Origin of the sequence: Burkholderia sp. SJZ089 (assembly GCF_007828315.1) — a bacterium.
Lineage (GTDB): Bacteria > Pseudomonadota > Gammaproteobacteria > Burkholderiales > Burkholderiaceae > Burkholderia > Burkholderia gladioli.
This window is the reverse complement of record NZ_VIUM01000006.1, coordinates 217,027-243,298: the sequence shown is the minus strand read 5'-3', so window position 1 is coordinate 243,298 and position 26,272 is coordinate 217,027. Positions and strand designations below refer to the sequence as shown.

The following is a 26,272-nucleotide window of genomic DNA, read 5'->3' as shown; positions in this document are numbered from 1 at the left end:
CGGCGCGAAAAAGCTGCATGCGCTTGTAAAAAGGTCAGAGCCCGGTGTGCCCGCGGTGGCAACCGGGCGGCGCGCCGATGGCATGCGGATTGCGAATCGAAGCATGTTCGACCGGTTCGGATCGGTCCCCGTCGACGGCTTGCCGCGTCCCGCCGATCCGCCCCTTTCCGTTGCGGAGCAGCAGCCCGTCATGGGAGCCGCCCGCGCCCTTATCGAGGAACCGCGATGAAAACCGACACCCCAGCTTCGACCGATACGCCCAAGGAAGCGTCGAGCGGCCCCCCCAGCGGGCCGCTGGTCCGCTTCCACGGCCAGGCCCCGAGCGGCGAGCATCCGATCCCAGGCCACCGTTTCGAGGGCGTGGGCGTGCGCGCCACCGACGGCGCCGATGTCGGCCATGTCAGCGACGTGCTGCTCGACCTCGGCCACGGGCGTATCACGCACGTGCTGGTCACCACCGCCGAGGGCCATCCGGACCGCGTGATCGCGATCCCCTGGCAGGCGCTGTCCGCGGACACCGAAGGCCAGGGGCTGGCCGTCGCGGCGACCGCCAAACGCGTGCTGGCCGCGCCGCCCTTCGACAACCAAGGCGGTTCCGCTGCGCAACACGAGGAATGGGTCGCCGCGGTCGACCGGCATTTCGGCAAGCCGGCCTGAAGGCATCGCCAGGCACATCGGCCGTCGGCATGCGCAACGCTGTCGGCCGATGCGAAGTGATGGCGCGCCGGCCGCTGATGCGGAGCCGGCACGGCCGCACCCCCGCGCGCTTTCGAGCTTGCGTGCCGATGCCACGGCGAATCGTGTAAGGTCGCTTTTTTTACCACCGCGAGACCGCCATGCCGGCATTCGAACCCGTGACCATCACCACCCGCCGGCTGCGCCTGCGCCCGATGCGCGAGGACGACTGGCGCGCCGGCTTCGCGCTGTGGTCCGATGCCGATGCGATGCGTTATTTCTCGTTCCCGCCGATGACCGACCCCGCCCAGGCTATCGAGCGCACCTCGCGCCTGGCGGCGCGCTCGGCCAATGGCGAGGATCTGGTGTGCGTGGTGGAGTTGCTGGCGACCGGTGAGCCGATCGGCGACTGCAGCCTGTTCGATCACGACGCGCAATGCCGCCGCGCGCAGATCGGCTTTTCGCTGCAACGTCGTTGCTGGCGCAACGGCTATATGACGGAGGCGGGATCGGCCCTGCTCGACCACGCCTTCGACACGGTGGGACTGCGCCGGCTCGAGGCCGACATCGATCCGCGCAACGAGGCTTCGGCGCGCGTGCTGGAACGGCTCGGCTTCGTGCGCGAGGGGCTGCTGCGCGAGCGCTGGCAGGTCGGCGACGACGTATCGGACAGCGCGATCTACGGCCTGCTCGCCAGGGACCCGCGCCCCGCCGCGGCCGCCACGCCCTCGCTGAGCGACCTGGCCGGCCGCTGAGCCGCGCGGCCGCTCCAGCCGGCCGCCGAGCCCGTTTCCCGATCAACGATAGAACACGTAGCGAGCCAGGTAGGGCGTGCTGCCCTCCTGGTGCTCGCTGGCGCAAGGCGCGCTCGGCGCCAGGCCGCCGACGGTGTTCAGGCGCTGCACGTAGCGCACCTCGGCCAGCATCCCCGCGCCGCCGGTGCCATGCGTCTCCAGCAGCAGTTGCGGGATGCTGCCCGGCGTATCGCTGGGCTTCTGCGCCAGCACGCGGCCGACCACGCGGCTGCCGTCGCCGGCTTCCCAGGACGGCCCCGCGCCGTGCAGCACGACTTCCCCGCCGCTCGCGTCGTAGAGCATCGCCGAGGGGCGCTTGAAGCTCCATTGCAGCTGATGCTGTGCATTGAACTCGCAACTGTAGATCTGCACGCCCGAGGCTTCGAGCGCCGCCAGTTGCCGGCCCGCGGGCGGCTCGATCGAGGCGCCCGCCACCGCCGGCGTGGCGCCGGCCGTCGGTGCCATCGCGCAGGCGCCGAGCGCGAGCATCGCCGCCGCGGCCAATAGCGCCGAGGCGCCGGTTTTCAGGATGGGTTTCGACATCGCTGCTTCCTCAGGATCGCGCATGCTCAGACGCGCTCGAAGTTCGCCGAGGCGAACGCCCAGTTCAGGTGACGCGAGACCGTCGCGACCAGGTAGTCGGGGCGGCGGTTCTGGTAATCGAGGTAGTAGGCGTGTTCCCAGACATCGACCGTCAGCAAGGGCGCCGCGCCGCGCGTGAAGGGCGTCTCGGCATTGCCGGTCTTGACCACCGCCAGTTCGCCGCCGTCCACCACCAGCCAGCCCCAGCCGCTGCCGAACTGCGAGGCCGAGGTGGCCACCAGCGCCTTGGTGAGCGCCTCCATCGAGCCGAACTTGCGCTCGATCGCGGCCTTCAGCTTCTCGCTGGGCGCGCTCGCCTCGGGCGCCAGCGAGTTCCAGTAGAAGTTGTGGTTCCAGGCCTGGGCGGCGTTGTTGAACACGTCGGCCATCTCCGGCACGCCGTGCGACTGCATGATCACCTGTTCGAGCGAGGCCTGCTGCAGCGGCGTGCCGGCCAGCAGCTTGTGCAGGTTGTCGAAGTAGGCGCGGTGATGCTTGCCGTAATGAAAGCCGATGGTGCGCGCCGAGATGGTGGGCTCCAGCGCGTTCTCGGCATAGGGCAGCGGCGGCAGCGTCTGCGGCGAGCTGCTCAGGAAGGCCGGCACGGTGCGCAGCACCGGCGCGCCGGCGCCGGCCGTCTCGGCGCGCGACATCTCGCCGAAGGCCACGCGCGACAGCGCGAGCCCGAGCGAGGCGAACGACAGACCGCCCAGCAGGCGGCGACGCGAAAGATTCGAATTCAGCATGGCCAGGACCTCGTATGTGTGGGTTGAGCGCCGGGCGCGCCGGTTTGGCCCGCGGTGCGTCCGATATCCCCAGAACACCCGATCCCGTGACGCTATTCCATAGGATCGCGTCGATTTTTTGCATCGCCGGCGCATTTCTTTACACCTCGCCGACACCCCGAAACACGATGGAATAAATTCCGGCGCCTCGTGTTTTGCACTCGACGAACGCGTGTTCCGCAGCCGATGTCGGGGGACACGGTGGCTCGAAAGGCCCGCGTCGTCCTTGCGTCTGTCCGGCCGATTCGCGCCCGGCCGGACCGGTAGCCCAACTTATCCATCAGGAATCCATCATGAAAGTGAAACGCATTGCAGCCCTGGCCGCGCTGGCCGCCGTCACGGCCTTCACGCTCGCCGCATGCGGTGGCGGAGACGACAACAGCACCCCGCCCGCGAGCACCACCCCGCCGCCGCCGGCGCTGAAGACCCAGTTCAAGTCGACCACCCTGGTCTCGGACGGCAGCGCCACCGCCGCCAACATCGACCCGAACCTGAAGAACGGCTGGGGCATTGCGTTCAACCCGACCGGCGTGATGTGGGTCTCGGACAACAACACGCACCTGTCGACGCTCTATGACGGCAATGGCGTGCCGCAATCGCTGGTGGTGACGATCCCGGCGAACGCCGCCGGCACCGCCGCGGGCCCGACCGGCATCGTGTTCAACAAGACCGCCGCCGACTTCCAGATCAGCGCGAACGGCGGCGCGGCCAGCAATGCCGTGTTCATGTGGGCCACCGACGCGGGCACGATCGCCGCGTGGTCGCCCAAGGTGCTGCCGACCCAGGCCGTCAACGCCTATGACGACGGCGCCGGCGGCGCGGTCTACAAGGGCCTCGCGATCGGCGTGAACGGCGGCGCGAACGTGATCTACGCGACCGACTTCCACAACAAGAAGGTCGACACCTTCGACCGCGCCTTCAACAAGATCCTGGTCGGCAAGTTCGTCGACCCGAACCTGCCGGCCGGCTTCTCGCCGTTCGGCATCGCGGCGATCGGCAACACCGTCTACGTCTCGTACGCGGTGCTCGGCAGCAACGGCAAGACCCAGGTCAACGGCGCGGGCAACGGCGTGGTCGACGCGTTCGACACGGCCGGCAACTTCGTCAAGCGCATCGCCACCGGCGGCACGCTGAACTCGCCGTGGGGCATGGTGATCGCGCCGTCGAACTTCGGCTCGGCCAGCAACGACCTGCTGGTCGGCAACTTCGGCGACGGCACCGTCGACGTGTTCGACCCGAACAGCAACGCGCTGATCGGCGCGCTGCCGAACCCGGACGGCTCGACCTTCAAGCAGGCCGGCATCTGGGGCATGTCGTTCGGCAACAATGCCGCCAACCAGCCGAGCAACACGCTGTTCTACGCGGCCGGCCCGACGCCGACCACCGGCGTCTACGGCCGCATCGACGTCACGCCGTAACCTGGGCGACGCGCCGGGCTGCCCGCCAAGCGGCGCGCCCGGCGCCACCCGGGCGGCATCGGCGCGCGCGCCTCGCGGCGCCGCCCGATGCCGCCCGCTCGCACGCGGCCCGGCGCCCCGCCGGCCGGCCGCCGCGCGCGGTTTCCGTGTTCCTGTCCGCGCGCGGCGAGCCACTGCGCGGGCGGCCACTTCGCGTCCCGCCCGGCCCACCCGCCGGCGCGGCGGCGCATCATGACGCCGTCGGCCGCCTGGCCGACGGCATCGCCACGGAGCCGGGCCCGCGACGGCGCGCCCCGCCTCCGGCTCCCAGCGGAGATTGACGCCGATGAGCAGTGCAGACTTGCCGAGCCTGCTTCCCGAGATGCTGCCGCGGCTGTGGGCCTTCGCCCTGCGCCTGGCCGGCGACCAGCACGACGCCGAGGACCTGGTGCAGCGCGCCTGCGTGCGCGCGCTCGAACGCGCCCACCAGTTGCAGCCCGATACCGCGCCGCTGAGCTGGATGTTCTCGATCGTCCACACCACCTGGCTCAACGAGCTGCGCTCGCGCGGCGTGCGCCGTCGCGCCAGCTTCGACTGGGACGACGACCTGATCGAGAACCTGCCCGATCCCTCGGGCCAGACGCCCGAATCGGCGCTGATGCACGAGCAGGTGATCGCCGCGGTCGAGCGGCTGCCCGAGGCGCAGCGCGTGGTGATGCTGCTGGTGGCCGTGGAAGGCCTCAGCTACCAGGAAGCGGCCGACGTGCTGGAGATTCCGATCGGCACCGTGATGAGCCGCCTGTCGCGCGCGCGCCAGGCGATCGGCGCGCGCTTCGCGCCGCGTCGCGCGCCGTCTCGCGCGGCCACCACGCCCGGGGATACGCTGGCATGAAAGTCGACGAAACCCTGCTGATCGCCTATACCGACGGCACCCTGCCGCCCTCGCAATGGGCCGGCGTGGCCTCGCTGGTGGCCACCTCGGCCGAGGCCGCGCGCATCGTGCGCCTGCTGCGCGCCTCCAAGCTCGATTACCGCGCCGCGTTCGAGGCGCAGGCCCTGCCGCCGCTGCCCAGCGCGCTCGCGCTCGACCTCGACCGGCTGATCGACGCGCATCGCGATCGCGACGAAGCGCCCGGAGCGACGAGGGCCGTCGAGGCTTCGCCGAATACCGCGCAACGGGCGCCTTCGCATGCCGCATCGCCGCCCTCGTCCCCGCCGCCTGCGCCGCGACTGCGCCCGCGCGCGCCGACCCTGCCCTGGCTGGCCGCAGCCTGCGTGGCCGGTGCCGTCTGCGCGGGCCTGCTGCTGCGCGCCGCCTCGGGCAATCCGGTGTCGCCCTGGCTCGCCGCGGCGGTCGGCTACCAGCAGCTCTATACGCGCGACACGCTCGAATACGCGAGGCTCGATGCGAACGAGGCGGCCGATGCGATCGCCGGGATTCGCGCGCGCGACCACCTCGACCTGCGCGTGCCCGACCTCAGCGATGCAGGGCTGCAACTGCGCGCCGTGCAGCGCCTGGCATTCCGCGGCAGGCCGCTGATACAGCTGGTCTACCTGCCGCGTCGCGGCGGCCCGGTCGCGCTGTGCGTGATCGCCGAGTCGAAACCTGACCTGGCGGTCAGCGAACGTGCCATCAACCGGATGCGTGTGGTAACGTGGCGCCGCGCCGCGCTCGGCTATGCGCTGATCGGTGCGCCGAACGACGCGCCCGGCGACGTCGACCTCGGCGCGCTGGGCCGGCGCCTCGCCGCGGAACCCGCCACGCCCGCGCCTGCCGCGTCCTCGGCGCCGCCCTCCGGCGAGCATGCGCCGCGAGGCCGGGCCGACTCGTGACGAGGGGTAATAGAGAGAACGACGGAGCGAGCGCCGGGGCAAACCCGGTGGCGAACGTGAACAAATGAAAAAAGTGGGCGCGATTCCAGAACAACGCCGCGCGCCGAGCTTATGCTTCACCGAAAATGCGGTGCCGATCGGACCGTCGGCGCCCGGCATGGAACAGATCGATCCCTGCCCATTCGATTAGAACGACATAGATTGATGAAACCGGACGATATCCAGTTACTGGCTTACGTGGACGGCAAGCTGCCCTTGCCCGAGCGTGCCGCGATCGACCAGGCGATGCGGGCCTCGCCCGCGCTGGCCGGCCAGGTCGCGCTGCTGCGCGCCTCGGCGCTGCCCTACCGCGATGCCTTCGCCACCCAGGCCCTGCCGCCGATGCCGGCGGGCCTCGCGCACAAGCTCGAGCAGCTCGCGCGGGAGCACGCCGCGGCACCCGCCTTCACGGCCCCGCCCGGCGCCAACGACCCGGCCATCGCCGGACACGGCGCCGGCGCCACGCCGCCGCGCTCGCGCCTGCGCGTGGCACCGGCCTGGCTCGCGGTCGCCTTCGTGGCCGGCGCCTTCCTGTGCGGCGGCATCCTGCAGTTCGCGCCGGGTGCTGTCGGCCTCGACGCGCCGTTCGGCGCGGGCTCGGCCCCGCGCACCTGGATCGCCGCGGCAGCCGGCTACCAGCAGCTCTATTCGCGCGACACGCTGGCCTCGGTGAACGCCGACCCGGCCGCGACGGCCAGCACGCTCGACGAGATCCGCCGGGTCGACGGCTTCGACATGACGATCCCCGACCTGCGCGCGGCCGGCCTCACGTTCAAGCGCGTGCAGCGGCTGCGCTTCGAGGGCCGCCCGCTGGTACAGATCGTCTACCTGCCCGAGCACGGCGCGCCGATCGCGCTGTGCGTGATGAAGGAGGCCAAGCCCGACCAGGCGATCGCCTCGCGCAGCATCGCGCAGATGGACGTGGTCAACTGGCGGCAGTCGACGCTCGCCTACGCGCTGATCGGCCAGCCCGGCGACGCCGACCTGGCCCTGATCGCGCAGCGCATCTCCGCGCCCGGCGCGGCGCCGCTCTATTCCGCGCTACCGGCGGCGGCCCCGGCGCACGCCGGCTGAAGCACGCCGCGAGATGGCGGGGCATCGGGCGTCGACGCGGCGCCCGATGCCCCGCCCTCGTTTACGTCACGCTTTCGAATTCCTATGATCAGTCCTGCGAAACAGGGCCCCGCTTACGTTCCTGACAAGCGGGGCGCCGCGCTCGCAACCCCCGGTAATACAAGCGTTCGACGCGGCCGCTGCGAGCCGCGCGAATCTATGCGCTAATGCATGAACCTGTCATGCACGCGCGGGCCGATCCGGCACCCAGGCCTCGCGCGACGTGACCGATGCCAGCCCGAGGCGATGGAATAAACCCCCGGCCGCGCGCGTTATGCAAGGGAGCGGACGAGAACTGCGTCCGCCCGGCTCCCTCAACGCAAACGACCCACCGACCACACCATGAAACTGATCCCGCACCGCGCCCTGCTGATCGCCTCGCTGAGCCTCGGCCTCGGCGCCTCGCTGTCCGCGCGCGCCGACACGCTGGCCGTGCACGCCACGCTGAACGCCGCCTCCGAAGTGCCGCCCAAGCAGAGCGACGGCCACGGCACGTTGACCGGCAGCTACGACACCAGCACCAAGGTGCTGAGCTGGCACGTGGTCTACTCGGACCTGACCGGCCCGGCCACCATGGCGCACTTCCACGGCCCGGCGCCGGTCGGCCAGAACGCCGGCGTGATGATCCCGATCGACATGAAGGACGTGCCGAGCCCGATCGACGGCCATGCCACGCTGAGCGCCACCCAGGAAGCCGGCCTGCTGGCCGGCAACTGGTACTTCAACGTGCACACGGCGAAGAACCCGGGCGGCGAGATCCGCGGCCAGGTTGCCGCCGACAAGCAGTAAGCCGGCCATGGCGACCGGCAGCCGCCGCGAGCGCGGCCCGGTCGCCCAGCCGCGACGCGCCCTGAACCGGCAGCGTCCCTGAACCCGGCCCCGACGTCCCCACCACGAGACCAGAACCGACATGAATTCACGTGCCCCGTCCCAGGCCAGCCCGGCCGCCGATGCGAGCCGCAGCGTGCCGCGCTACACGCGCACGGCCATGGTGCTGCACTGGCTGATCGCGCTCGGCATCCTCTGCAACGTCGCGATCGCGCTGTCGGCCGACGCGATGCCCGATGCCTGGGTGCGGCCCGCGATCGACATCCACAAGTCGATCGGCATCACCGTGCTGGGCCTGGCGATCCTGCGCCTGCTGTGGCGCGTCTCGCATCGCCCGCCGTCGCTGCCGGCCTGGTTCCGCCGCTGGGAACTGCGCGCCGCGCATGTCGCCCATCTCCTGCTCTACGTGCTGATGTTCACGCTGCCGATCACCGGCTGGCTGCACGACTCGGCCTGGAACGGCGCGGCCACGCATCCGATGTCGCTCTACTACGTGATCCCCTGGTTCCGCCTCGGCTTCATCGAGAGCCTGCCGCCGGCGGTGAAGGATCATCTGCACGACCTGTTCGGCGCGATGCACACCTGGGCCGCCTACGCGCTGTACGTGGTGCTCGCCATGCATATCCTCGGCGCGCTCAAGCACGAGCTGTTCGATCGCGAGTCGGTCCTGCGCCGGATGCTGCCGTGAGCTGCCCTCCTTCCACCCTCGTCCGGGAGCCCCGCATGGACCGTCCGTCGAACCCGCCGCGGCGCCCCGCCACCGGCAGCGGCAGCCACGGCACCATCGCGGCCGCGCGCGAAGCGCTCGAGCAGGCCCGCACGCGCATGTCGCCGCGCCTCACGCCGCGCGGCACCACGCTGGCCAGCGTGCTGATCCACGGCACCGCGATCGCCGTGTGGGTGCTGCTGCTCACGCGCGCCCTGGTGCCGGGCCTGGTGTCCTGGTCGGTGGGCATCGCCTACGTGATCTACGACACGCTGCTGCTGTCCTTCGTGGCCTTCAAGATCCTGCCGCTGGCCGGCCCGATCTCGCGCCTGCATGCGCCGGCCAGGCCCGCGCCCGGCGCTCGCCAGCCGAGCCTCGGCGTGGTGGTGGCCGCCTACAACGAGGCCAGCGTGATCAAGGTGACGCTCGACGGCCTGTTCTCGCAGAGCGAGCCGCTGCAGCAGATCATCTTCGCCGACGACGGCTCGAGCGACGACACGATCGGCGTGCTGACGCGCCAATACGGGCTGGTGCAGGCACCCGACGGGGAGCTGAGCGCGCCCAGCACGACCCACCCGAACCTGCGCTGGCTGCGCGTGCCGCACGGCGGCAAGGCCGCCGCGCTCAATGCCGCGCTGCTGCACATCGAGACCGACGCGGTGATGACGGTGGACGCCGACACGCGCCTGGCGCGCGACGCCTGCGCCGCGATGCGCCGCGCCTTCGCGGCCGAGCCGGCGCTGGTGGCCGCCACCGGCATCCTCACGCCGATCTGCGCGCGCACCCTGTCGGGCCGCTTCTTCCAGTGGTTCCAGACCTACGAGTACATCCGCAACTTCATCTCGCGCTTCGCCTGGATGCGCGCCGACAGCCTGCTGCTGATCTCGGGCGCGTTCGCCTGCTTCCGCCTCGACGCGCTGCTCAAGGTGGGCGGCTTCGACGGCGAATGCCTCGTGGAGGACTACGAACTGATCCATCGGCTGCGCCGCTACGCGGTCGAGCACGGCGAGACCTGGCGCGTGCGCGTGATCGGCGACGCCCATGCGCACACCGACGCGCCCGGCACGCTGCGCAGCTTCCTGCGCCAGCGCCGCCGCTGGTTCGCGGGCTTCCTGCAGACCCAGTACTGGAACCGCGACATGACCGGCAACCGCCGCTACGGCCAGCTCGGCATGCTGATGCTGCCGGTCAAGGCGCTCGACACGCTGCAGCCGATCTACGGCCTGACCGCCATCGCTCTGCTGTTCGTGTTCCTCGTCGAGCACCGCTTCCATGTGGCGCTGTCGATCTCGGGCGTGATCGCGGCCAAGATCGTGATCGACTTCGCCTTCCATCTCTGGTCGATCCATCTCTATCGCCGCTGGACCGGCTATCGCGAGCAATCGAGCCTGGCCATCGCCTTCGTCGCCTCGGTGCTGGAGCCCTTCAGCTTCCAGGTGCTGCGCCATACCGGCGCCGCGCTCGGCTGGGTGCACTTCCTGCGCGGCAACCAGCGCTGGGGCGCCCAGGAGCGCACCGGCCTGGTCGGCGACGGCAACTGAACCCGGCGCGCTTCAGAGCGGCTTGATCATGAAGTAGCGCGAGGTGCCGGCCGGCTGGCAGGGCACCTCGCCGAACACGCGAAAGCCGTGATTCTCGTAGAAGCGCGGCGCCTGGAACGAAATCGTGTAGAGCACGGCGTTGTCGCAGCCGCGCGGCCTCGCCTCCTCCTGCGCGCGGGCCAGCAGTGCGCTGCCCGCCGCGCCGCAACGTCTCCGGCAAGTACAGCATGTCGATGAAGCACATGCCCAGCGAGGTGCGTCCCGACAGGCCGCCCAGCACTTCGCCGGTGGCCGGGTCGCTGACCACCAGGTCGAGCGGCGTGTTGTCGGGCTGGCCCGAATTGAGGTTGTTGTAGTCGTCGAGCTTGCGCGCGAGCAGCTCGCGCGCGGCCTCGTGCTTGCCCTCGGCGAGCTGGATCGAATAGGCGGCTTGGGTGGTCATCGGTTCGGGCGGATCGGTGGCAGAGCAGGCGCGGCAACAGCAAGCGCGGAAAAAAACGAGCGCACATGGTGCCACGGCGCGGCGGCCCAGCCTATGCCGCGCGCGCTCGATGCCGGCGCGCCGTCGCCACCTCGACGGAATCGATGCGATCGCGCCGCGCTTGCCTGCCGTCGCGAACCACCGGCCGCTCAGGCCGACAAGCTCAGCAGCCCCGGCGCGCAATCGAAGTCGAGCGCGCGCGTCGCCTCGCTCATGTAGTCGACGAACACGCGGATCCGCGTGGGCAGGTGCTTGCGGCTCGGATAGCAGAGATAGTGGCCACGATCCTCGTCGGCGAAGGCGCCCAGGCAGGCCAGCAGCCGTCCCTCGCGCAAGGCCTCGCAGGCCAGGTAGGCCGGCAGTTGCGCCAGCCCCTCGCCGTCCAGGGCCGCCTGCATCGCCAGTTCGGGATCGTTGAAGCCGTGGCGCGCCTCGGGCACGACGCGGCGCCCGCCGCCCTCGACGCGAAACGTCCAGGCCTCGACCGAACCGGCCGCGCCGCGCAGGCCGATGCAACGATGCGCGGCGAGTTCGCCGAGATCGCGCGGCAAGCCGTGGCGGCTCGCATAAGCGGGCGAGGCGCAGACCAGCAGGCGCATCGGCATCAGCCGCCGGGCGATCAGCTGGCTGTCCTCCAGGATGCCGTCGCGAAACGCCACGTCGATGCGCCCGGCGGCGAAATCGGGCGGCCCGTCGTGCAGCAGCAGGTCGAGCGCGATCTCGGGATAGCGCTCGCGAAAGCCGCGCAGCAGCGGCGCCACCACGCGCCGGCCGAAGCCGCTGGCCGCGCGGATTCGCAAGGCGCCGCGCGGCGGCCCGCTGCGCAGCTCGCGCATCTCGTCGAGCGCCTGCGCGATCTGCTCGATGCCAGGGCGGCAATGCTCGTAGAACAACTGCCCCTCGCGCGTGAGCTGGGTGCAGCGCGTGGTGCGCAACAGCAGCCGCGCGTCGAGCTGGGTCTCGAGCTTCTGCACGTTGCGGCTGACCGCCGAGCGGCCGATGCCGAGCCGCTCGCCGGCCTTCGCGAAACTCCCTTCGGCCGCCACCGCGAGGAAGGCGATCACGCCCGTGTAGCTGGTGGCGAAGCTGGCGGCGAAAACGTCGTCGCCGCCCGGGCGGGCGGCGGCGCGATGATCGGGAAACAGGGACATGGCGGGCTCGAACAGGGTTGCGGATCACCACAAGACGTCCGGCGCGCGCATGTTGTGACAGCGTTTCGCGTTTTTTCACCGGGCCGCCCGCGCGACCCGGCAAGCCCGCTCAGGACAGGTTCGCCTTGTCGAGCCCATAGGCCTTGTCGGCCGAGCCGGGCACGGTGCGAAAGCCGACGTTGAGACGGTTCCAGGCATTGATCGCCATCACCGCGAAGCTCAGGTCCGACAATTCCGCCTCGGAGAACTGCGTGCGCACGCGCTCGTAGATCTCGTCGGGCACGCCCTGCTCGGGCAGGCGCGTGAGCACCTCGGTCCAGGCCAGCGCGGCCCGCTCGCGCGGCGCGAACAGCGTCGACTCGCGCCAGATCGCCAGGTGGTGCAGGCGCAGCGCGCGCTCGCCATGCAGGCTCGCCTCCTTGACGTGCATGTCGACACAGAAGCCGCAGCCGTTCAGTTGCGAGGCGCGGATCGAGACGAGATCGAGGATGGTTCGCTCGATCGTGCTGTCGTGCAGCAGGTTGCTGAACTCGATCAACTTGTGGAACAGCTTGGAGGATTGGCGCGAGGCGTCGATACGTTGGGACATGAGGGCACTCCATGATGGGTGGATGGCGGCCGCGCGGCACCGGCCCGATCGCCGGATCCGGCCGCGCGCCGGACTGAACCCATGCTAGGAGCGAGCGATCAAGCGCGGAAGCCGCGCGGCGGGCTCACGCCGTTGCCGCGCGCGCACCAATCGCCGTGCATCGATCGCCTTGCCTTGATCGCCGCACATCAATCTCCGCGCATCAATCGCCGCGCATCAGGGAGCCGGCGCCCAGCCGTCGCCGCCGACGGCCTCGCCGCGCGCGGCGGCGATCCGCGCCAGCTTGTCGGGATTGCGCTGCACCAGGATGCGCCGGATGCGTTCGCCGTCGGTCTCGTAGGTCTGCGCCGATTCGAGCCGGCCGTCGATGAAGCGCAGCAGCGCCCACTGGCCGTTGAGCACAGCGAGCTCGGCGCGCACCGCGCCCGGGAAGCGCCGCGCGCCCGCGTAGAAAAGCTGCGCGATGCGCCGAGCGCCGACCATCGGCCAGGGAAAGCTCGGCACCCGGCCGCCGCCGTCGCCGATCAGCACCGCATCCTCGGCCAGCAGCGCCTGCAGCGTCGCGAAGTCGCCGCTCTCGAGCGCGCGCGCGAAACCCGTCAGCAACTGCCGATGCCGCGCCGGCGAGACGGCGAAGCGCGGCCGCGCCTCGCGCAACTGCGTGCGGGCGCGGCTCACCAACTGGCGGCAGGCCGCCTCGCTCTTGCCGATCGCGCTGGCCACCTCGTCGTAGCCGGCGTCGAACACCTCGCGCAGCAGGAAGGCCGCGCGCGCCTCCGGCGTCAGGCGTTCGAGCAGCATCAGGAAGGCCACCGAGAGATCGTCGGCACGCTCGGCGAGCTGGTCGGGCGTGGCCGGCGCCTCGGACAGCGCGGGCTCGGGCAGCCAGAAGCCGCTGTAGTGCTCGCGCTGGACCTTGGCCGCGCGCAGCCGGTCGATCGCGATGCGGGTGGTGACCGACACCAGCCAGGCCTCGGCATTGTCGATCTCCTCGCGATTCGCGCCGTGCCAGCGCAGCCAGACGTCCTGCACCACGTCCTCGGCCTCGGCCACCGAGGCCAGCATGCGATAGGCGATGCCGTGCAGGCGCGGACGCAGGCGGTCGAAGCGGCGTATCGCATTGCCGGCTTCGTCGCCGTCGCTGCTGTCGCCGGAGGCGGGATCGTTCGCGGCGGCTGGGGTTCGAATCATGATGGTCGGCCCGTGTAGAGAGGGCGGGATCGAGACATCGCCGCCTCCCGGCCCGGGCGGGAGCGCGGCGGACACGGTCCGCACGGCCGTGACCTTCGCCAGACGTTCGAGGCGACCCGTTTGTGACGGCCGTCGTCGAATTTTTCGCGCTGCCCGATTTGCGCCCGAATCTCGCTGAGTCAGCGCTCAACCAGCGCTCAACCGGCGATGCTGCAGCGATGATCCTGCATCTCCTCGGCCGGCACGCCGAGCAGCGCATTGCCCGTGGCCGCCAGCACCAGGAAGCGTCGCGCGTCGAGCTTGACCAGCGCCACGCCGGTATAGGCCAGCGGCTCGTGCTCGGCGGCCAGCTTATCGCGCACCAGGACGAAGGGATCGGTATGCGCCAGATCGGCCGCATCGATCTTCCTGGCCATGTAGCCGTGCCAGCCGATGCGCCCCGGCAGCGCGAACCAGTCATCGCCCAGCTTGCCGGGTTCGAGCGTGTCGAGCATCGCGCGCACCTTCGGCTCGAGACAGGAAATATGGATATGCAGCTGGTTCTGCGTGCGCGCGTTCTCGGCATTCACGGTCAGCGCGATGTCGGTCTCGCGCAGCGGCTTGCCGAGCTTCTCGGCCAGCAGCGCACGCGCCTGCCAGGCATACCAGAAGTAGTTGGGCGTGCCGGGCGCGGCCAGGCGGGGATCCTCGATGCCGGTGATGCGCTCGCTCGGCAGCAGCAGGTATTGATAGGGATCGCGGTCGACCTTGTAGAGCACGTAGCCGTGCGCGGTATCGACGAAGGCGCAGGGGCTGTAGCTTTCGCGGGCCTGGTAGTTCGGCAGGCACTGGCCGCTGATGCGCTTCCAGAGGATGTCGTGATCGACGGCCAGCGCCTCGCGCGCGACCAGCAGCATGGCGAGGATCGACAACAGACGCAGGCAGGAACGGAACGGGACGCGCATGGTTCGGAGCGGAAGCGGATCGGAGGCCGCGCGCGAGGGCTCGCGCGCGGGGACGGCCCGGCGATTGTCCGTCGTCGCGTCGCGCGCGACAAGCGCCGGCGCGGGCCGCTTCGCCCCGCGAAACGCCGGCACGGCGCTCGCCGGGGCAGGCGCCGCCCTGCCCGCTACCTCAGCGCGCCGAGCTCGCGCTCAGCCGCACCGAGCGATAGGTCTCGCGGCGCTGCGGATGGGTCAGCACGATCTGCCAGAGCTGCCCCTGGCGCGAGCGGAAGAAGCCCGCGCAGCAGAGCAGGTAGTACTTGAACATGCGATAGAAGCGCAGGTCGTAGCTCGACTTCAGGCTCGGCCAGGCCGCATCGAAACGCGCCCACCAGGCCATCAGCGTGCGGTCGTAGTCGGGGCCGAAGTTGTGCCAGTCCTCGATCAGGAAGCGCCCGTCCACCGCCTCGACGATCTGCCCCGGCGCCGGCAGCTTGCCGTTGGGGAACACATAGCGGTCGATCCAGGGATCGGTGCCGGCCGACTCGCTGGCGATGCCGATCGAATGCAGCACGAAGATGCCCTCGGGCGCCAGCAGCCGCCTGGCGGTATCGAAGTAGGTCCGGTAGTTCTTCGGGCCGACGTGCTCGAACATGCCGACCGAGACGATCTTGTCGAAGCTGCCCTGCAGCTCGCGATAGTCCTGCAGCAGCAGCGTGACGGGCAGCCCGCGGCAGCGCTCCTGCGCCAGCGCCAGTTGCTCCTTGGAGACGGTCACGCCGGTCACCTTCACGCCGTAGCGCTCGGCGGCGAACTTGGCCAGGCCCCCCCAGCCGCAGCCGATGTCGAGCAGGGTCTCGCCGGGTTTCAACTGCAGCTTGCGGCACAGCATGTCGAGCTTGTCGAACTGCGCCTGCTCGAGATCGGTGGCGTGTTCCCAATAGCCGCACGAATAGATCATGCGCGAATCGAGCATGGCCTCGAACACGTCGTTGCCGGCGTCGTAGTGCTGCTCGCCCACCTGGAACGCACGGCTTCTCGACTGCAGGTTGAACAGGCGATGCCGCAGGTGCTCGTAGCCGAGCCGCAGCTTGGCCATGCCGACCGCCGCCATGTCGATATCGGTGAGCAGCAGCCTGGTGAACAGCTCGTCGAGCCGCTCGCAATCCCACAGCCCGTCCATGTAGGCTTCGCCGAAGCCCAGCGACCAGCTCGAGAAGATGCGCCGATAGACCTCGCTGTCGTGAACCTGGATGTCCCAGGCGCGCTTGCCGCCGATCTCGACGTCGGCTGCCCTCAGCAGCGAAACCAGCACCGCGGGCGCCGCGCCCGCCTGCCGGGAAGTCCCGTGTTCGGATTGGCCGGGAAGGGATGGTTCGGGTGTCATGCCGGCTGGTTCTCCAGTTCGAGGGTCGTGCGCCGCCAGGATTGCGCGGTCTCTTGTCGGGTCAGCACTATCGCCGGAACGCCGCCGGCCTGTGAAATTCAATATTCGAATGGACCCGATAGCCTGAACCCGCGGGCAGGCCCTCGCCCGCTACCGGCATCCCCCGCCTGTCTCGCCGCGCTCCGTGTCCGGATTGCACGTGAAATGGCAGCAATCGTCGCGCGGTTTTTATTGAGATTGGCTATCGCACAAGGGAAACTGATTGCGTTTTCCGTTGGCTTCGATGCGTCTCGCGCCGCGCTGCAAATACGATAGCCGATCCGCGCCGAAACTGCCGCGAAGCGCCGCGCGCCTGCCGGGACCATCTCTGCAAGCCGCGGCGGCTTCGCCCAGAATCCGCTGCGCGCACATCGCCCGCCGCGAGGCGCGATGCGCGAGACCCCGCCACGGAACACCTGCCCTCGCGCGATGCAGCCCGCTGCCGCGCCGGCAGCGCGTCGTGCCGAACCGATCGGCGCGCGCTCCCCACACTCAAGCTCAGGAGAAGTTTCATGTCCGACAAGACGACCCCGACCTACCTGACCCACGCGGCCGGCGCCCCGGTCAGCGACAACCTCAACATCCAGACCGCCGGCCCGCGCGGCCCGGCCCTGCTGCAGGACGTCTGGCTGATCGAGAAGCTCGCGCACTTCGACCGCGAGGTGATCCCCGAGCGGCGCATGCACGCCAAGGGCGCGGGCGCGCACGGCAGCTTCACGGTCACGCACGACATCACGCGCTACAGCAAGGCGAGGATCTTCTCGGAGATCGGCAAGCAAACGCCGATGTTCGCGCGCTTCTCGACGGTGGCGGGCGAGCGCGGCGCGGCCGATGCCGAGCGCGACATCCGCGGCTTCGCGCTGAAGTTCTACACCGAGGAAGGCAACTGGGACGTGGTGGGCAACAACACGCCGGTGTTCTTCTTCCGCGATCCGCTGCGGTTCCCGGACCTCAACCACGCGATCAAGCGCGATCCGCGCACCGGCATGCGCAGCGCCGACAGCAACTGGGATTTCTGGTCGCTGCTGCCCGAGGCGCTGCACCAGGTCACCATCGTGATGAGCGAGCGCGGCCTGCCGCGCAGCTTCCGCCACATGCACGGCTTCGGCAGCCACACCTACAGCTTCATCAACGAGGCCAACGAGCGCAGCTGGGTGAAGTTCCACTTCCGCAGCCAGCAGGGCATCGAGAACCTGACCGACGCCGAGGCCGAGCAACTGGTGGGCAAGGATCGCGAATCGCACCAGCGCGACCTGTACCAGAGCATCGAGCGCGGCGAGTTCCCGCGCTGGACGCTGTTCATCCAGGTGATGACGGACGCGCAGGCCAAGGCCTTCCCGTTCAACCCGTTCGACCTGACCAAGGTCTGGCCGAAGGGCGAGTTCCCGCTGATCGAGGTGGGTTACTTCGAGCTGAACCGCAACCCCGAGAACTTCTTCGCCGAAACCGAGCAGGCCGCCTTCTCGCCCTCGAACATCGTGCCGGGGATCGGCTACTCGCCCGACAAGATGCTGCAGGCGCGGCTGTTCTCCTACCCGGACGCGCAGCGCTACCGGCTCGGCGTGAACTTCAACCACATCCCGGTGAACGCGCCGAAGTGCCCGTTCCACAGCTATCACCGCGACGGCGCGATGCGCACCGACGGCAACCTCGGCGGCACGCCCTCGTACTGGCCCAACAGCAAGGGCGAGTGGACCGACCAGCCCCAGTTGAACGAGCCGCCGCTGGCGATCGACGGCGCGGCCGCGCATTGGGATCATCGCGTCGACGAGGATCACTACCAGCAGCCGGGCAACCTGTTCCGCATGATGAACGAGGCGCAGAAGCAGGCGCTGTTCGACAACACGGCGCGGGCGATGGGCGACGCGCGCGAGGAGGTCAAGCAGCGCCACGTGGAGAACTGCGCGAAGGCCGATCCGGCCTATGGCGCGGGGGTGGCCGCGGCGCTGGCGAAGCTGGCGGGCAACAGCCGCTGAGCGAGGCAGAGCGCAACCGTGGCGGGCGGTGATCCGGCCGGCGGCTTCGCGCCGCCGGCCGGGCGCTGCCCGAACCTGCTCACGAGCACAGGGAAACCATGCCGCGAGCGCGCGACGCGACGCCGTCAGGCATCCGAATAATCGAACACGCCGATGAACACCGGGTCGCCGTCGAGCCTGGCGGCAACGCGCCGGGGATCATAGGCGAAGTCGTATTGCACGACGACGCTGCGCGCCGCGTGAATGCCTCGCGCGGCGGCCGCGGCGATCACCGCTTCGGCATAAGTCGTGGAATACGACAGCTCGGCAAGCAACTCGGCCACGCTCGTCAGGCGGAAATCGAAGACATTGCTTTCCTGGTCGTCGAGGCGGTAGTAGCGCACACCGCACAGATCGCGTAGCGTATCGAGGTGCGTGTCGTCGCGACGATCGACCATCCCGAGCCACACCGAAACCACGCCCCGGCGCTCGAAATCCTGGGGCGGCGCCTCGTCCGTCCCGTCGTCGGGTGCCGTCATGCTCAGGCGATCGAATCCGGATCGAACACCATCAACTGGTCGTCTTTCATGCCGCATGGCCAGCCGCCCGCGCGATAGAGCGCGAACACGTCCTCGAAAAACGGCTCGCCGAGGAAGTCGTCGAGATAGCGATGGATGGCGATGGTGGACAGGACGAAATAGGCATCCTCGCGGGCATCGGAAAACTGGAAATCGTCGCGCGCGGTGTTCACCTTCCTCACCTTCTTCTTGCGGTAGTCGAGCTGCGCCGAGGCGTGCTGCTGCTGAAGCTCGCCGAGCTGGTCGCCGACGAATTCATGCGCCTCGTCGAACTGCGCGTGTTCGCGCAGCCGACCCCGCCAGTTCTCCACCACGTCGAGCCAGACCGCCTGGCCGGCCGGCAGGTTCTGCTCGAAGGCCGCCTCGAAGGCGAGGGCGAGATCGCCGATCACGATGGCCCGCGGCGGAACCTGGCCGGACAGGCCCTTGAACAGGGCCGGCGTGAAGGCGAAGGCCAGTGCTTCGGTCGCGCGTTGCGGGTTCATTACCATCCCCCTTTGCTGAAGATTCCCGACCACATGTTGTAGACCCTCGAATTGCCGGCCTGACCGCCGGCCGGATCCATGTCGAGCGGACGAATCGGATAGCCGTCCTGCATGCCCTTCTTGGCGACGTTCTGGATGTCGGCCACCTGCTTGGCGATCTCGCTGTTCGACTGGTTGAGGTCGATCTTGTCGAGCGCGTCCTTGACCGACTGGGTATAACCGTCGTGGTTGCCCTGGTGCCGCGACATGGTGCTGACGCCGTCGTCGGTCTTCCTCAGGAAAATGCCGTTGTCGGCGCTGTCGATGTCGTAGTTGATCCGTTCGAGGGCCGGGTGATTGTACAGTTCCTTCGGAATCACGTGATGCGCCTGGTAACCCTTCCAGCCGGTCGAGCGCGGCAGGCCCATGTCCTCCATCATGTTCTTGCCGAGCTTGGTCGAGCAGCCGACCAGGCCCAGCGGATCGGCCCAGGCGAGCGGATCGGCCACGTAGGCCTGGGTATTGAAGCCGCCCGCCAGCCCGATCGGATCGACGCTCAGGTAGCGCCCCGAATCGGGATCGTAGTAGCGCTGCAGGTTGTAGCTGAGCCCGCTCTCCTCGTCGGCCCATTGCCCGGGAAACCGCAGCGTGGTGTCGATCGCCGCGTCGGCGTCGTTCGCGGCCACCTGCCCTGCCGCCATCAACTTGCCCCACAGGGTGCCGCCCGACTGCCACACCGCCCTGCCGCGCGTGTCGAACACGGCGCTCGGCAGGCCGACCTGGTCGCCCAGCACCGGATAGAGCCCCGCGTCGGTTTCCTGCGCGAGCGGCGCGAAACTCCCCGGCTCGATATGCCAGGTCACCACCTGCCCGGTGGTGCCGTCGCGCTGCTCGGTCCAGTGCTCGGCAAGCAGGTTGCCGTCCCACTGGAAGCGGACCCGCTCGGGCGCGCCGACGCGCTGTTTCGCGACGCGCCGGTTGAAGGCGTCGTAGCGATAGGCCCAGACGCCGCGCTCGGGCGTGACCACGCGCACCAGGCGATTCAGGCCATCCCAGCGGTATTGCCAGGTCCGGGGGCGAAAGCCGGGCTGCTCGACGGTCTTCTCGATGGTGCGCCCGCGCGCGTCGTAGCGGTAGCGCGTGTGGCCGATCTGCTCCGGCAACCCGCCGCGCGCGTAGCGATGCGTGTCGTCGGGGCCGCGCCGGCCGTGCGCGGCGATATTCATGGCCGCATCGTAGGCATAGTGCTCGGCGGGCTGCAGCAGGCTGCCGACCGAGACCACCTGTCCGCGCAGGTCATGCTGGTAGTCGCGCACGTCCTGCCCGGTCTCGACGCGCTCGAGCTGCCCCGCCGCGTCGTAGTGATAGACCTGCCGCTGCAACTGCGCCAGCGCATCGGCCGCGCCGCCCTGCAAGGCCTCGAAGGCCGCGTGCGGACCGGCGATCTGCCGCTGGATCCGCCCCATCACGTCGTACTGCCGGTGCGCGACGAACTCGCCCGCGCGCCGGCCGGTCTCGCGGCTCAGCACATCGCGCGAGATCGACAGGGCGCCGACCCGGGTCAGCCCGCCCAGCGCATCGTGCTCGTAGGATGTCTCGCGCCCGGCCGTGCCGCGCCAGTTGCGGCGGCCGTTGGCGTCATAGGCATGCCGCAGCAGGGCGCCATGCTGGTCCTCGCCGACCAGGCGGCCGCTCGCGTCGTAGGCGAAGCGGATGGTGTGCGGCGTCTCGCCGAGCACCTGCGCCGCCGCGATGCGCCCGTTCGCGTCGTAGCGATAGACGAGCCGCACGTCGCCCGCGTCGATCTCGCTCACGCGATCGCCGTCGTCGTAGGCGTATCGCCATATGCCGCCGTCGGCGAAGCGGCGCTGCACCAGGCGGCCGCAGGCATCGCGCTCGTAATGCGTGGTCCGCCCGCCCCAGTCGGTCTCGCTCGCCAGCCGGCCCGCCGCGTCGTACCGGTAGGTCCAGCTCTCGCCCAGCGCATTGGTGACGCGCGCGAAGCGCGTCGCGTGATCGTGCTCGAAGCGCGTGACCTGGCCGGCCGCGTCGATCGACTCGCGCAGCATGTCGAACGGCCCGTAGGCGCGCTTCACCGAACGCCCGAGCGGATCGACCAGCTCGATGGCCAGCCCCTCGCTGTCGTAGCGCGCCTGCGCGGTGGTCCCGTCGGGGCGCGTGATGGTGCGCAGCGCGCCACGCGGATTGTCCGGGCCGGCACGATAGTCGAACCGCGTGCACTGTCCGTCCGGCCCGGTTTCCTCCAGCAGCCGCCCGAGCACGTCCACCTGCCGCCGGAAACGCGCGCCGCCCGGCAGGACGATCTCGCTGGAACGCAGGCGCGCGTCGTAGTCGAGGCGCGTTTCGCGATCGCCCTGCACGATGCGCAGCAGCTCGCCGCGCGCGCCGTAGCGATAGCTCGTGGTGGTGCCGTCCGGCGCCTTGCGCGCAATCAGCCGCCGCAGGTGATCGTATTCGAGCTCGACGCGCAGGCCCGTGGGCAGCCTCACCGCAACCAGTTGCTGCGCGTCGTCGTACTCGAAACGCGCCTCGCTGCCGGATGCGTCGACGATGGCGACCAGCTGACCGCGCGCGTCGTAGCGGAATTCGGTGCGCCGGCCCAGCGCGTCGACACGCGCGAGCTGCCGGCCGAGCGCCCACTCGATGCGCGTGCAATGGCCGAGCGCATCGGTATAGGCATGCACCAGGCCTTCGCCGTCGTAGTCGTAGATCCGCTCGCCATCGGCGTCGATCACGCGCGTGCGCCGATGCTCGTAGACGAAGCGGCCGGTATGGAAGCCCTGCCGCGTGCCGGTCTCGACCACGCGGCCCTCGCCGTCGTAGAGGTAGTGCACGTCGGTACGGCCGGCGTCGCGCCAGTTCGTCATCCAGCCGCGCGCATCGTAGTCGTAGCCCAGCGTGCCGAACTGGAAGCTCGCCGCGCGCACCAGTTGCCCGTGCCGATAGGCGTATTCGACCAGGGTCTGCGCGCCGCCGTCCGCGTCGTGCAGCACGATCCGCTCGGGGCAAGGCGCGTCGCGGTCATAGGCCAGTTCGAGCCGGTAGCCGTCGCTGTGCCGCAGTTCGGCGAGTCGGCCGGCCTCGTCGTAGGCAAACGCGATCGCGTTGCCGTCGAGATCCTCGATGCGCTCCAGGCGCGACGCCCGCTCGGCGTCGAGCGGCGCGAACACCCGTACCTGGCGCGTGTCGCGATCGATCAGGCGCGGCTCGCGCCGGCAGCCGACCAGCCGGTAGCGCGGCTCGCGCAGGTTGATGCCGTCCAGCGCCGCCTGCGGCGCATCGAACCCGAGCGCCAGTCCGGCGCCGTCGTGGAAGCGCACCATGCGCCCGCCATCGAAACGCAGATGCTGCGACCAGTTGTCGGACCAGCGCTCGCCCAGCAGGCCCGCCTCGGTCGAGCGGGTGCGGTAGCGACGCGTCAGCTCGAGCGGCAGCACGCCGGGGATCGCCAGGTCGCGGCGGATCTCCACCACCTCGCCGGTCGCCACGTCGACCGGGTCCTCGTCGCAGGTGCTGTTCTTCTCGTTGACGCCGCTCTGCTCCACCGATTCGCTGGAGCGCGGCTTGAAATGCTCGCCGGCCATATGCCCGAGCTTCGCGCCGATCAGGCCGCCCAGCAGCCCGGCCAGGAACTCCTGGCCGGCCGTCAGCTCCGGGTTCTTCGGGCCGTATTGCCCGGTGGTCTTGTCGATCCAGATGCTGTTGCGCCCCGAGTTGACCTTGCCGCTGCAATGCGTCTCGTGGCCGATCCGAACCAGCGGCAGGCCGTTGACGAAGATCGTCCTGCTGCCCTCGACCAGCGGCTCGGGCGCGCCCGAGTGATGCTCGCACTGCACCAGGTCGCTCACGCGCGCGACCTTCTTCTTCTCGAAGTAGACGGTGCGCGAGCCGGTCATGATCTTGCCGCAGTTGCTGCCCATGCTCTGGCTGGCCTGCGCGAGCGCGCTGCCCAGGCTCAGGCCGCCGGCCATCACGCAGCCGACGATCACCGCGCCGGCCAGCCCGCCGGTGGCGACCGTGGCGGCGATCGCCGCGCCGATCGCGACACCGACCGCGAGCCCCGCCACCATGCCCCAGAAGCCCGAGGAATGCGCGATGTCGTCGCCGACGCAGGCCGGGTGCGGGTCGCCGCGGCCGATCGTGAGCCCGAGCGCGTCGCCGAGCCGGGTGAAGCCGCTGGCCATCGCGCCGGTCACGCCGATCTTCTCCAGCAGCATCGCGCCGCCGAAGGCGATCACCGCGGGCGCCGCGGCCAGCGCGCCGGCGCCGAGCGCGGCCGCGCCGCCGGCGCCCCCCGCCAGCGCGGCCGAGCCGCCCGCGTAGGCGGCATAGCCGATGTCGGCGCCGGTCATGCCGTAGTTGGCGCCGTCCACCCAGCCCATCTGCTGCTGCTTGGTCTTCTCCCCGTCCTCCAGCGTCTGCAGGTTCGCGACGCGCTGCTCGGCGCTGCCGCTCGGCTCCTGGTAGGTGGGCGTGGTGGAATCGGACATGGCCGCTGCCCCGCTCAGGCCGGCTCGCGCAACTGCAGGCTGGCGATCAGCGCCTGAAGTTGCTCGCGCTGCGTGTCGCTGATCGCGCCCGGCGCCGTGAAGGTCAGCATCAGCACCACGCGGCCGTATTCGACCATCGTCAGGCGCTGCTGGATCGGCGCGCGGTTGTTGGTCCAGGTGTATTCGTGCGCGAAGGCCTCGCGGCCCGACACGCTGGTTTCCTCGCTGGAGACCGCCGCGTAGTCGCTGACCTGCCGCGCCAGCTTGCGGATCTCGCCCGCGGTGTATTCGGCGAACTTCATGCCCCACGGCAGGGGCTCGCGGGTGATCACGAAACTCACGCCCTCGGTGCCGGTGGCAGCCGACACGAATACGTTCATGGTCTTGTCCTGCCACGCCTCGGGCATCGCGAAGCTGCCCTCGTGCATCTGGTACATGCTCGGCTTCCTGGTGGGTGAGCGATGCTCGCCGGCTCGCTCAGCTGTTGTCGGGATTGATGTCGGTGCGCGCGGCCTGCACCTTGATGTTGTCGGCGTCGATGTGGATCACCGACCGGCCCTTGTAGATCTCGATCACGTCGCCGGTCATGTGGATCTTCGTGCCGGCATCGCCGCCGATCTTGATCCACAGTTCCTTGGCCTCGATGGTGTGCGTGCCGTTGGGCGCCAGGTAATCGGTCTTGCCCTGCGCCACCACGGTCTTCTGGTCGCCGACATGGACGGTGGTCGCGTCGTTGCCCTTGGCGACGTGGACGGTGCGATCGCCCTTGAGCACCGAGGTGGTCTGCGCGTCCTCCACCACCGTGTTCATGTCCTTCTGCGCGTGCAGGTAGAGCATCTGCGCGCCGGCCACGTCGCTCATCAGCAGTTCGTTGGAGCCGGCGCCCTTGTGCGTCTGGCTCTTGATGCCCATGGTCTGGCCGGCCGCGCCGTGGTACGGGTTGCCCTGCTCGCCGTTGAACATGCGCCCGACGATCACCGGGTTGTCGGGGTCGCCCTGGTTGAAGGCGACGAGCACCTCCTGGCCGATCCGCGGGATCGCCGCGGCGCCCCAGCCGGCGCCGGCCCAGGGCTGCGAGACGCGGATCCACATCGAATCGGAGCCGTCGCATTTGCCGCGCCGGTCCCACAGGAAATGCAGCTTCACGCAACTGCCGTTGGTGTGGATCTCCTCGCCCTTGGGGCCCACCACGATGGCCGACTGGGTGCCCTGGATCAGCGGCTTGGCGGTCATCCGCTGCGCGCGATAGGCGACCTTCTGCGGCAGCAGCGCGAAGCTGTTGCGATAGGGCAGCCTGGCCGCGTGCTGGGTGTAGTCGTTGACCGCCTCGTGGCGCACCTGCAGCACCACGTACTCCTGGTTGTCGGCCGCCACCGGATGCCCGGTCACGCTCACGCTGCCGGCCGCCGTCATGCGCCAGGCGTAGCCCTGCCCCGTGTAGCGATGCGCCTGCGCCTCCTCGGCCTCGATCGCGTAGCGCGCATAGCGGTTGCCGTCGTCGCTGTGGTCGTAGAGCGACTGGTGCTCGAAGCGCTCGGTGGTATCGAGCCGCGCATGCGTGAGCGTCAGCGATTCGGCCTGCACCATCATCAGCGGCGAGGACGGCGTCTGGTGGTTGAAGTCGCGGTAGGTCACCTTGCCCACCCCGAAGCGCCCGCCCTCGTGCAGTTGGTCGATGCCGTTGTATTCGCTGGAGGCGCTGTCCGCGTAGGGCACGCTCGCCAGCCCGTCGATCGGGCGGAACACGCCGTTGGTGTCGCCGATCGCGAGGATGTGCTTGTCCTTCTGGTAGCGATGCGTCCAGATCAGCCCCTCCTGCTCCATCAGCCGCGCGCAGAAGTTGAAATAGGACTCCTGGTACATCACCACGTAGTCGAGCGGCTTCTGCGCATTGCGGATGTCGAAGGCGAAATCGGAGAAGCCGTGCTCGGTGAAGATGGTCGAGAGGATGTCGCGCGCGCTCTGGTTCTGGAAGATCCGGCAATCGGTCGAGCGCGTCAGGAACCAGAACCACGGCACCACCGACATCTGGTATTGCGTGACGCTGCCCGGGTTGCCGACGCGGTCGAACGAGCACACGTAGCCGTCGAAGTAGCGATAGTTATCGCCGCTGGAGGCCGTCACGCGCTCGAGCGATACCTGGGTGGGCTGCTGGTCGAGGCGCAGCTTGACCTGCTGGCCGATCAGGTCGGCCGGCTTGAGGTCGTTGCGATGCGAGAGCAGGTCGAGATGGATCTCCGGCAGCCGGTTCACCTGCTCGTCGACGATCGCCACGCTCACCAGCAGCACGTCCTGGCCCAGCGGCGTGTCGAGCGTGACGTAGCGGTTGGCCTGGGTCAGCGTGGCGCTGCTGCCGGCCACCTGGCCGTTGATCGACTCGGCGATCGCCGAGGGCGGCCGGTTCAGCAGCGAGAAGCCGGTCTGCGCGAGCTGCATGGCGCGCTGCACGGTGTCGAGATGGCTGGCCACCCCGGCCAACGGGCCGAGCTGGCCGGCAACGCCAGAGGCCAGCGAACCGGCGAGTCCGCCGAGCGGACTGGGTAAGGGGCTGCCGCCGATCGCACTGAGCAGGCCGCCGCCGTTCGGAGCAAAACTCATCGTGGTTCCTTTCCGTCTCGGGTTCCGCCAAGGCAGCCGGGGCCGCGCCGAGGCGTCGATACTTTAGGGGAAATTCCGCCGACAAGAAAGCTCAGGATCACTATTGAATCGC

Annotated in this window: 22 protein-coding genes and 1 pseudogene; 10 read left to right on the top strand and 13 right to left on the bottom strand. The window is 69.7% G+C overall.

Features of this window, described 5'->3' with window-relative positions:
- Window positions 1-225: 225 nt before the first annotated feature.
- Both FB600_RS13535 and FB600_RS13530 read left to right on the top strand, forming a co-directional pair.
- Entirely contained in the window at window positions 226-657 is a 432-nt protein-coding gene (locus FB600_RS13535) for a PRC-barrel domain-containing protein (RefSeq protein WP_145756904.1), read from the top strand.
- A 179-nt stretch (window positions 658-836) separates the two neighbouring features.
- Complete coding sequence (locus FB600_RS13530; protein ID WP_046578850.1) at window positions 837-1,430, top strand: GNAT family N-acetyltransferase; 594 nt, start codon at window positions 837-839, stop codon at window positions 1,428-1,430.
- A gap of 42 nt (window positions 1,431-1,472) precedes the next feature.
- On the opposite strand, the gene FB600_RS13525 is transcribed toward FB600_RS13530, so the two are convergent.
- Window positions 1,473-2,012, bottom strand: coding sequence for a DUF3455 domain-containing protein (locus FB600_RS13525; protein WP_096750640.1), 540 nt, complete (start codon window positions 2,010-2,012; stop codon window positions 1,473-1,475).
- A gap of 26 nt (window positions 2,013-2,038) precedes the next feature.
- Window positions 2,039-2,644: a superoxide dismutase gene (locus tag FB600_RS13520; RefSeq protein ID WP_186015159.1), complete on the bottom strand. Its 606-nt coding sequence runs from the start codon at window positions 2,642-2,644 to the stop codon at window positions 2,039-2,041.
- Between the two features lie 485 nt (window positions 2,645-3,129).
- Between FB600_RS13520 and FB600_RS13515 the strand changes: the two genes are divergently transcribed.
- The 7 genes from FB600_RS13515 to FB600_RS13485 all read left to right on the top strand — a co-directional run bounded on the left by FB600_RS13515 (window position 3,130) and on the right by FB600_RS13485 (window position 10,293).
- Window positions 3,130-4,254, top strand: a complete 1,125-nt coding sequence (locus FB600_RS13515) for a TIGR03118 family protein (RefSeq protein WP_017921918.1) — start codon at window positions 3,130-3,132, stop codon at window positions 4,252-4,254.
- Window positions 4,255-4,579: 325 nt separating this feature from the next.
- Window positions 4,580-5,125 carry an RNA polymerase sigma factor gene (locus tag FB600_RS13510; protein WP_013697261.1) on the top strand — a complete coding sequence of 182 codons (546 nt, stop codon included), beginning with the start codon at window positions 4,580-4,582 and terminating at the stop codon, window positions 5,123-5,125.
- Window positions 5,122-6,066, top strand: coding sequence for an anti-sigma factor (locus FB600_RS13505; RefSeq protein WP_145756905.1), 945 nt, complete (start codon window positions 5,122-5,124; stop codon window positions 6,064-6,066). The genes FB600_RS13510 and FB600_RS13505 overlap by 4 nt, the downstream gene beginning before the upstream one ends.
- Before the next feature lie 204 nt (window positions 6,067-6,270).
- Window positions 6,271-7,179: an anti-sigma factor gene (locus tag FB600_RS13500; RefSeq protein ID WP_181164005.1), complete on the top strand. Its 909-nt coding sequence runs from the start codon at window positions 6,271-6,273 to the stop codon at window positions 7,177-7,179.
- A gap of 381 nt (window positions 7,180-7,560) precedes the next feature.
- Window positions 7,561-8,007, top strand: a complete 447-nt coding sequence (locus tag FB600_RS13495) for a CHRD domain-containing protein (RefSeq protein WP_096749407.1) — start codon at window positions 7,561-7,563, stop codon at window positions 8,005-8,007.
- A gap of 121 nt (window positions 8,008-8,128) precedes the next feature.
- Complete coding sequence (locus FB600_RS13490; RefSeq protein WP_145756906.1) at window positions 8,129-8,734, top strand: cytochrome b; 606 nt, start codon at window positions 8,129-8,131, stop codon at window positions 8,732-8,734.
- Between the two features lie 35 nt (window positions 8,735-8,769).
- Window positions 8,770-10,293: a glycosyltransferase family 2 protein gene (locus tag FB600_RS13485; RefSeq protein ID WP_374941948.1), complete on the top strand. Its 1,524-nt coding sequence runs from the start codon at window positions 8,770-8,772 to the stop codon at window positions 10,291-10,293.
- 12 nt (window positions 10,294-10,305) lie between these two features.
- On the opposite strand, the pseudogene FB600_RS13480 reads toward FB600_RS13485, so the two are convergent.
- The 6 genes and pseudogenes from FB600_RS13480 to cfa all read right to left on the bottom strand — a co-directional run bounded on the left by FB600_RS13480 (window position 10,306) and on the right by cfa (window position 16,015).
- Window positions 10,306-10,735 (bottom strand): annotated as a pseudogene (locus FB600_RS13480) (GNAT family N-acetyltransferase).
- Between the two features lie 188 nt (window positions 10,736-10,923).
- Window positions 10,924-11,925: a LysR family transcriptional regulator gene (locus FB600_RS13475; protein WP_145756907.1), complete on the bottom strand. Its 1,002-nt coding sequence runs from the start codon at window positions 11,923-11,925 to the stop codon at window positions 10,924-10,926.
- 109 nt (window positions 11,926-12,034) lie between these two features.
- Window positions 12,035-12,514: a carboxymuconolactone decarboxylase family protein gene (locus FB600_RS13470; RefSeq protein ID WP_025099674.1), complete on the bottom strand. Its 480-nt coding sequence runs from the start codon at window positions 12,512-12,514 to the stop codon at window positions 12,035-12,037.
- Between the two features lie 216 nt (window positions 12,515-12,730).
- Entirely contained in the window at window positions 12,731-13,705 is a 975-nt protein-coding gene (locus FB600_RS13465) for an RNA polymerase sigma-70 factor (RefSeq protein WP_145756908.1), read from the bottom strand.
- A gap of 197 nt (window positions 13,706-13,902) precedes the next feature.
- On the bottom strand, window positions 13,903-14,649 hold the full coding sequence (locus FB600_RS13460; protein ID WP_145756909.1) for a CDP-diacylglycerol diphosphatase: 747 nt from the start codon (window positions 14,647-14,649) through the stop codon (window positions 13,903-13,905).
- Window positions 14,650-14,818: 169 nt separating this feature from the next.
- Window positions 14,819-16,015: a cyclopropane fatty acyl phospholipid synthase gene (gene cfa, locus FB600_RS13455; RefSeq protein ID WP_098154323.1), complete on the bottom strand. Its 1,197-nt coding sequence runs from the start codon at window positions 16,013-16,015 to the stop codon at window positions 14,819-14,821.
- A gap of 551 nt (window positions 16,016-16,566) precedes the next feature.
- Between cfa and FB600_RS13450 the strand changes: the two genes are divergently transcribed.
- The gene (locus tag FB600_RS13450; protein ID WP_098154324.1) at window positions 16,567-18,030 is read left to right on the top strand and encodes a catalase; all 1,464 of its coding nucleotides are present in this window, start codon (window positions 16,567-16,569) and stop codon (window positions 18,028-18,030) included.
- Between the two features lie 125 nt (window positions 18,031-18,155).
- Here the strand turns inward: FB600_RS13450 and FB600_RS13445 are convergent, their stop codons facing one another.
- The 5 genes from FB600_RS13445 to FB600_RS13425 are packed head-to-tail and all read right to left on the bottom strand — an operon-like array spanning window position 18,156 to window position 26,160.
- Window positions 18,156-18,548, bottom strand: coding sequence for a hypothetical protein (locus tag FB600_RS13445; RefSeq protein WP_096749414.1), 393 nt, complete (start codon window positions 18,546-18,548; stop codon window positions 18,156-18,158).
- A 2-nt stretch (window positions 18,549-18,550) separates the two neighbouring features.
- The gene (locus tag FB600_RS13440; protein WP_145756910.1) at window positions 18,551-19,072 is read right to left on the bottom strand and encodes a hypothetical protein; all 522 of its coding nucleotides are present in this window, start codon (window positions 19,070-19,072) and stop codon (window positions 18,551-18,553) included.
- The gene (locus tag FB600_RS13435) at window positions 19,072-23,562 is read right to left on the bottom strand and encodes an AHH domain-containing protein (RefSeq protein WP_145756911.1); all 4,491 of its coding nucleotides are present in this window, start codon (window positions 23,560-23,562) and stop codon (window positions 19,072-19,074) included. Before FB600_RS13435 ends, FB600_RS13440 begins: the two co-directional genes overlap by 1 nt.
- A 14-nt stretch (window positions 23,563-23,576) precedes the next feature.
- A complete protein-coding gene (locus FB600_RS13430; RefSeq protein ID WP_013697245.1) occupies window positions 23,577-23,999 on the bottom strand; it encodes a DcrB-related protein in 423 nt (140 codons plus the stop codon).
- Window positions 24,000-24,039: 40 nt separating this feature from the next.
- Window positions 24,040-26,160 carry a type VI secretion system Vgr family protein gene (locus FB600_RS13425; RefSeq protein ID WP_145756912.1) on the bottom strand — a complete coding sequence of 707 codons (2,121 nt, stop codon included), beginning with the start codon at window positions 26,158-26,160 and terminating at the stop codon, window positions 24,040-24,042.
- Window positions 26,161-26,272 lie beyond the last annotated feature (112 nt).

Excerpts from the sequence above, each read along its gene's own strand:
- FB600_RS13535 (WP_145756904.1), top strand. The coding sequence starts at position 226 with ATGAAAACCGACACCCCAGCTTCGACCGATACGCCCAAGGAAGCGTCG.
- FB600_RS13530 (WP_046578850.1), top strand. The coding sequence starts at position 837 with ATGCCGGCATTCGAACCCGTGACCATCACCACCCGCCGGCTGCGCCTG.
- FB600_RS13525 (WP_096750640.1), bottom strand. The coding sequence starts at position 2,012 with ATGTCGAAACCCATCCTGAAAACCGGCGCCTCGGCGCTATTGGCCGCG.
- FB600_RS13515 (WP_017921918.1), top strand. The coding sequence starts at position 3,130 with ATGAAAGTGAAACGCATTGCAGCCCTGGCCGCGCTGGCCGCCGTCACG.
- FB600_RS13510 (WP_013697261.1), top strand. The coding sequence starts at position 4,580 with ATGAGCAGTGCAGACTTGCCGAGCCTGCTTCCCGAGATGCTGCCGCGG.
- FB600_RS13505 (WP_145756905.1), top strand. The coding sequence starts at position 5,122 with ATGAAAGTCGACGAAACCCTGCTGATCGCCTATACCGACGGCACCCTG.
- FB600_RS13500 (WP_181164005.1), top strand. The coding sequence starts at position 6,271 with ATGAAACCGGACGATATCCAGTTACTGGCTTACGTGGACGGCAAGCTG.
- FB600_RS13495 (WP_096749407.1), top strand. The coding sequence starts at position 7,561 with ATGAAACTGATCCCGCACCGCGCCCTGCTGATCGCCTCGCTGAGCCTC.
- FB600_RS13490 (WP_145756906.1), top strand. The coding sequence starts at position 8,129 with ATGAATTCACGTGCCCCGTCCCAGGCCAGCCCGGCCGCCGATGCGAGC.
- FB600_RS13485 (WP_374941948.1), top strand. The coding sequence starts at position 8,770 with ATGGACCGTCCGTCGAACCCGCCGCGGCGCCCCGCCACCGGCAGCGGC.
- FB600_RS13475 (WP_145756907.1), bottom strand. The coding sequence starts at position 11,925 with ATGTCCCTGTTTCCCGATCATCGCGCCGCCGCCCGCCCGGGCGGCGAC.
- FB600_RS13470 (WP_025099674.1), bottom strand. The coding sequence starts at position 12,514 with ATGTCCCAACGTATCGACGCCTCGCGCCAATCCTCCAAGCTGTTCCAC.
- FB600_RS13465 (WP_145756908.1), bottom strand. The coding sequence starts at position 13,705 with ATGATTCGAACCCCAGCCGCCGCGAACGATCCCGCCTCCGGCGACAGC.
- FB600_RS13460 (WP_145756909.1), bottom strand. The coding sequence starts at position 14,649 with ATGCGCGTCCCGTTCCGTTCCTGCCTGCGTCTGTTGTCGATCCTCGCC.
- cfa (WP_098154323.1), bottom strand. The coding sequence starts at position 16,015 with ATGACACCCGAACCATCCCTTCCCGGCCAATCCGAACACGGGACTTCC.
- FB600_RS13450 (WP_098154324.1), top strand. The coding sequence starts at position 16,567 with ATGTCCGACAAGACGACCCCGACCTACCTGACCCACGCGGCCGGCGCC.
- FB600_RS13445 (WP_096749414.1), bottom strand. The coding sequence starts at position 18,548 with ATGACGGCACCCGACGACGGGACGGACGAGGCGCCGCCCCAGGATTTC.
- FB600_RS13440 (WP_145756910.1), bottom strand. The coding sequence starts at position 19,072 with ATGAACCCGCAACGCGCGACCGAAGCACTGGCCTTCGCCTTCACGCCG.
- FB600_RS13435 (WP_145756911.1), bottom strand. The coding sequence starts at position 23,562 with ATGTCCGATTCCACCACGCCCACCTACCAGGAGCCGAGCGGCAGCGCC.
- FB600_RS13430 (WP_013697245.1), bottom strand. The coding sequence starts at position 23,999 with ATGTACCAGATGCACGAGGGCAGCTTCGCGATGCCCGAGGCGTGGCAG.
- FB600_RS13425 (WP_145756912.1), bottom strand. The coding sequence starts at position 26,160 with ATGAGTTTTGCTCCGAACGGCGGCGGCCTGCTCAGTGCGATCGGCGGC.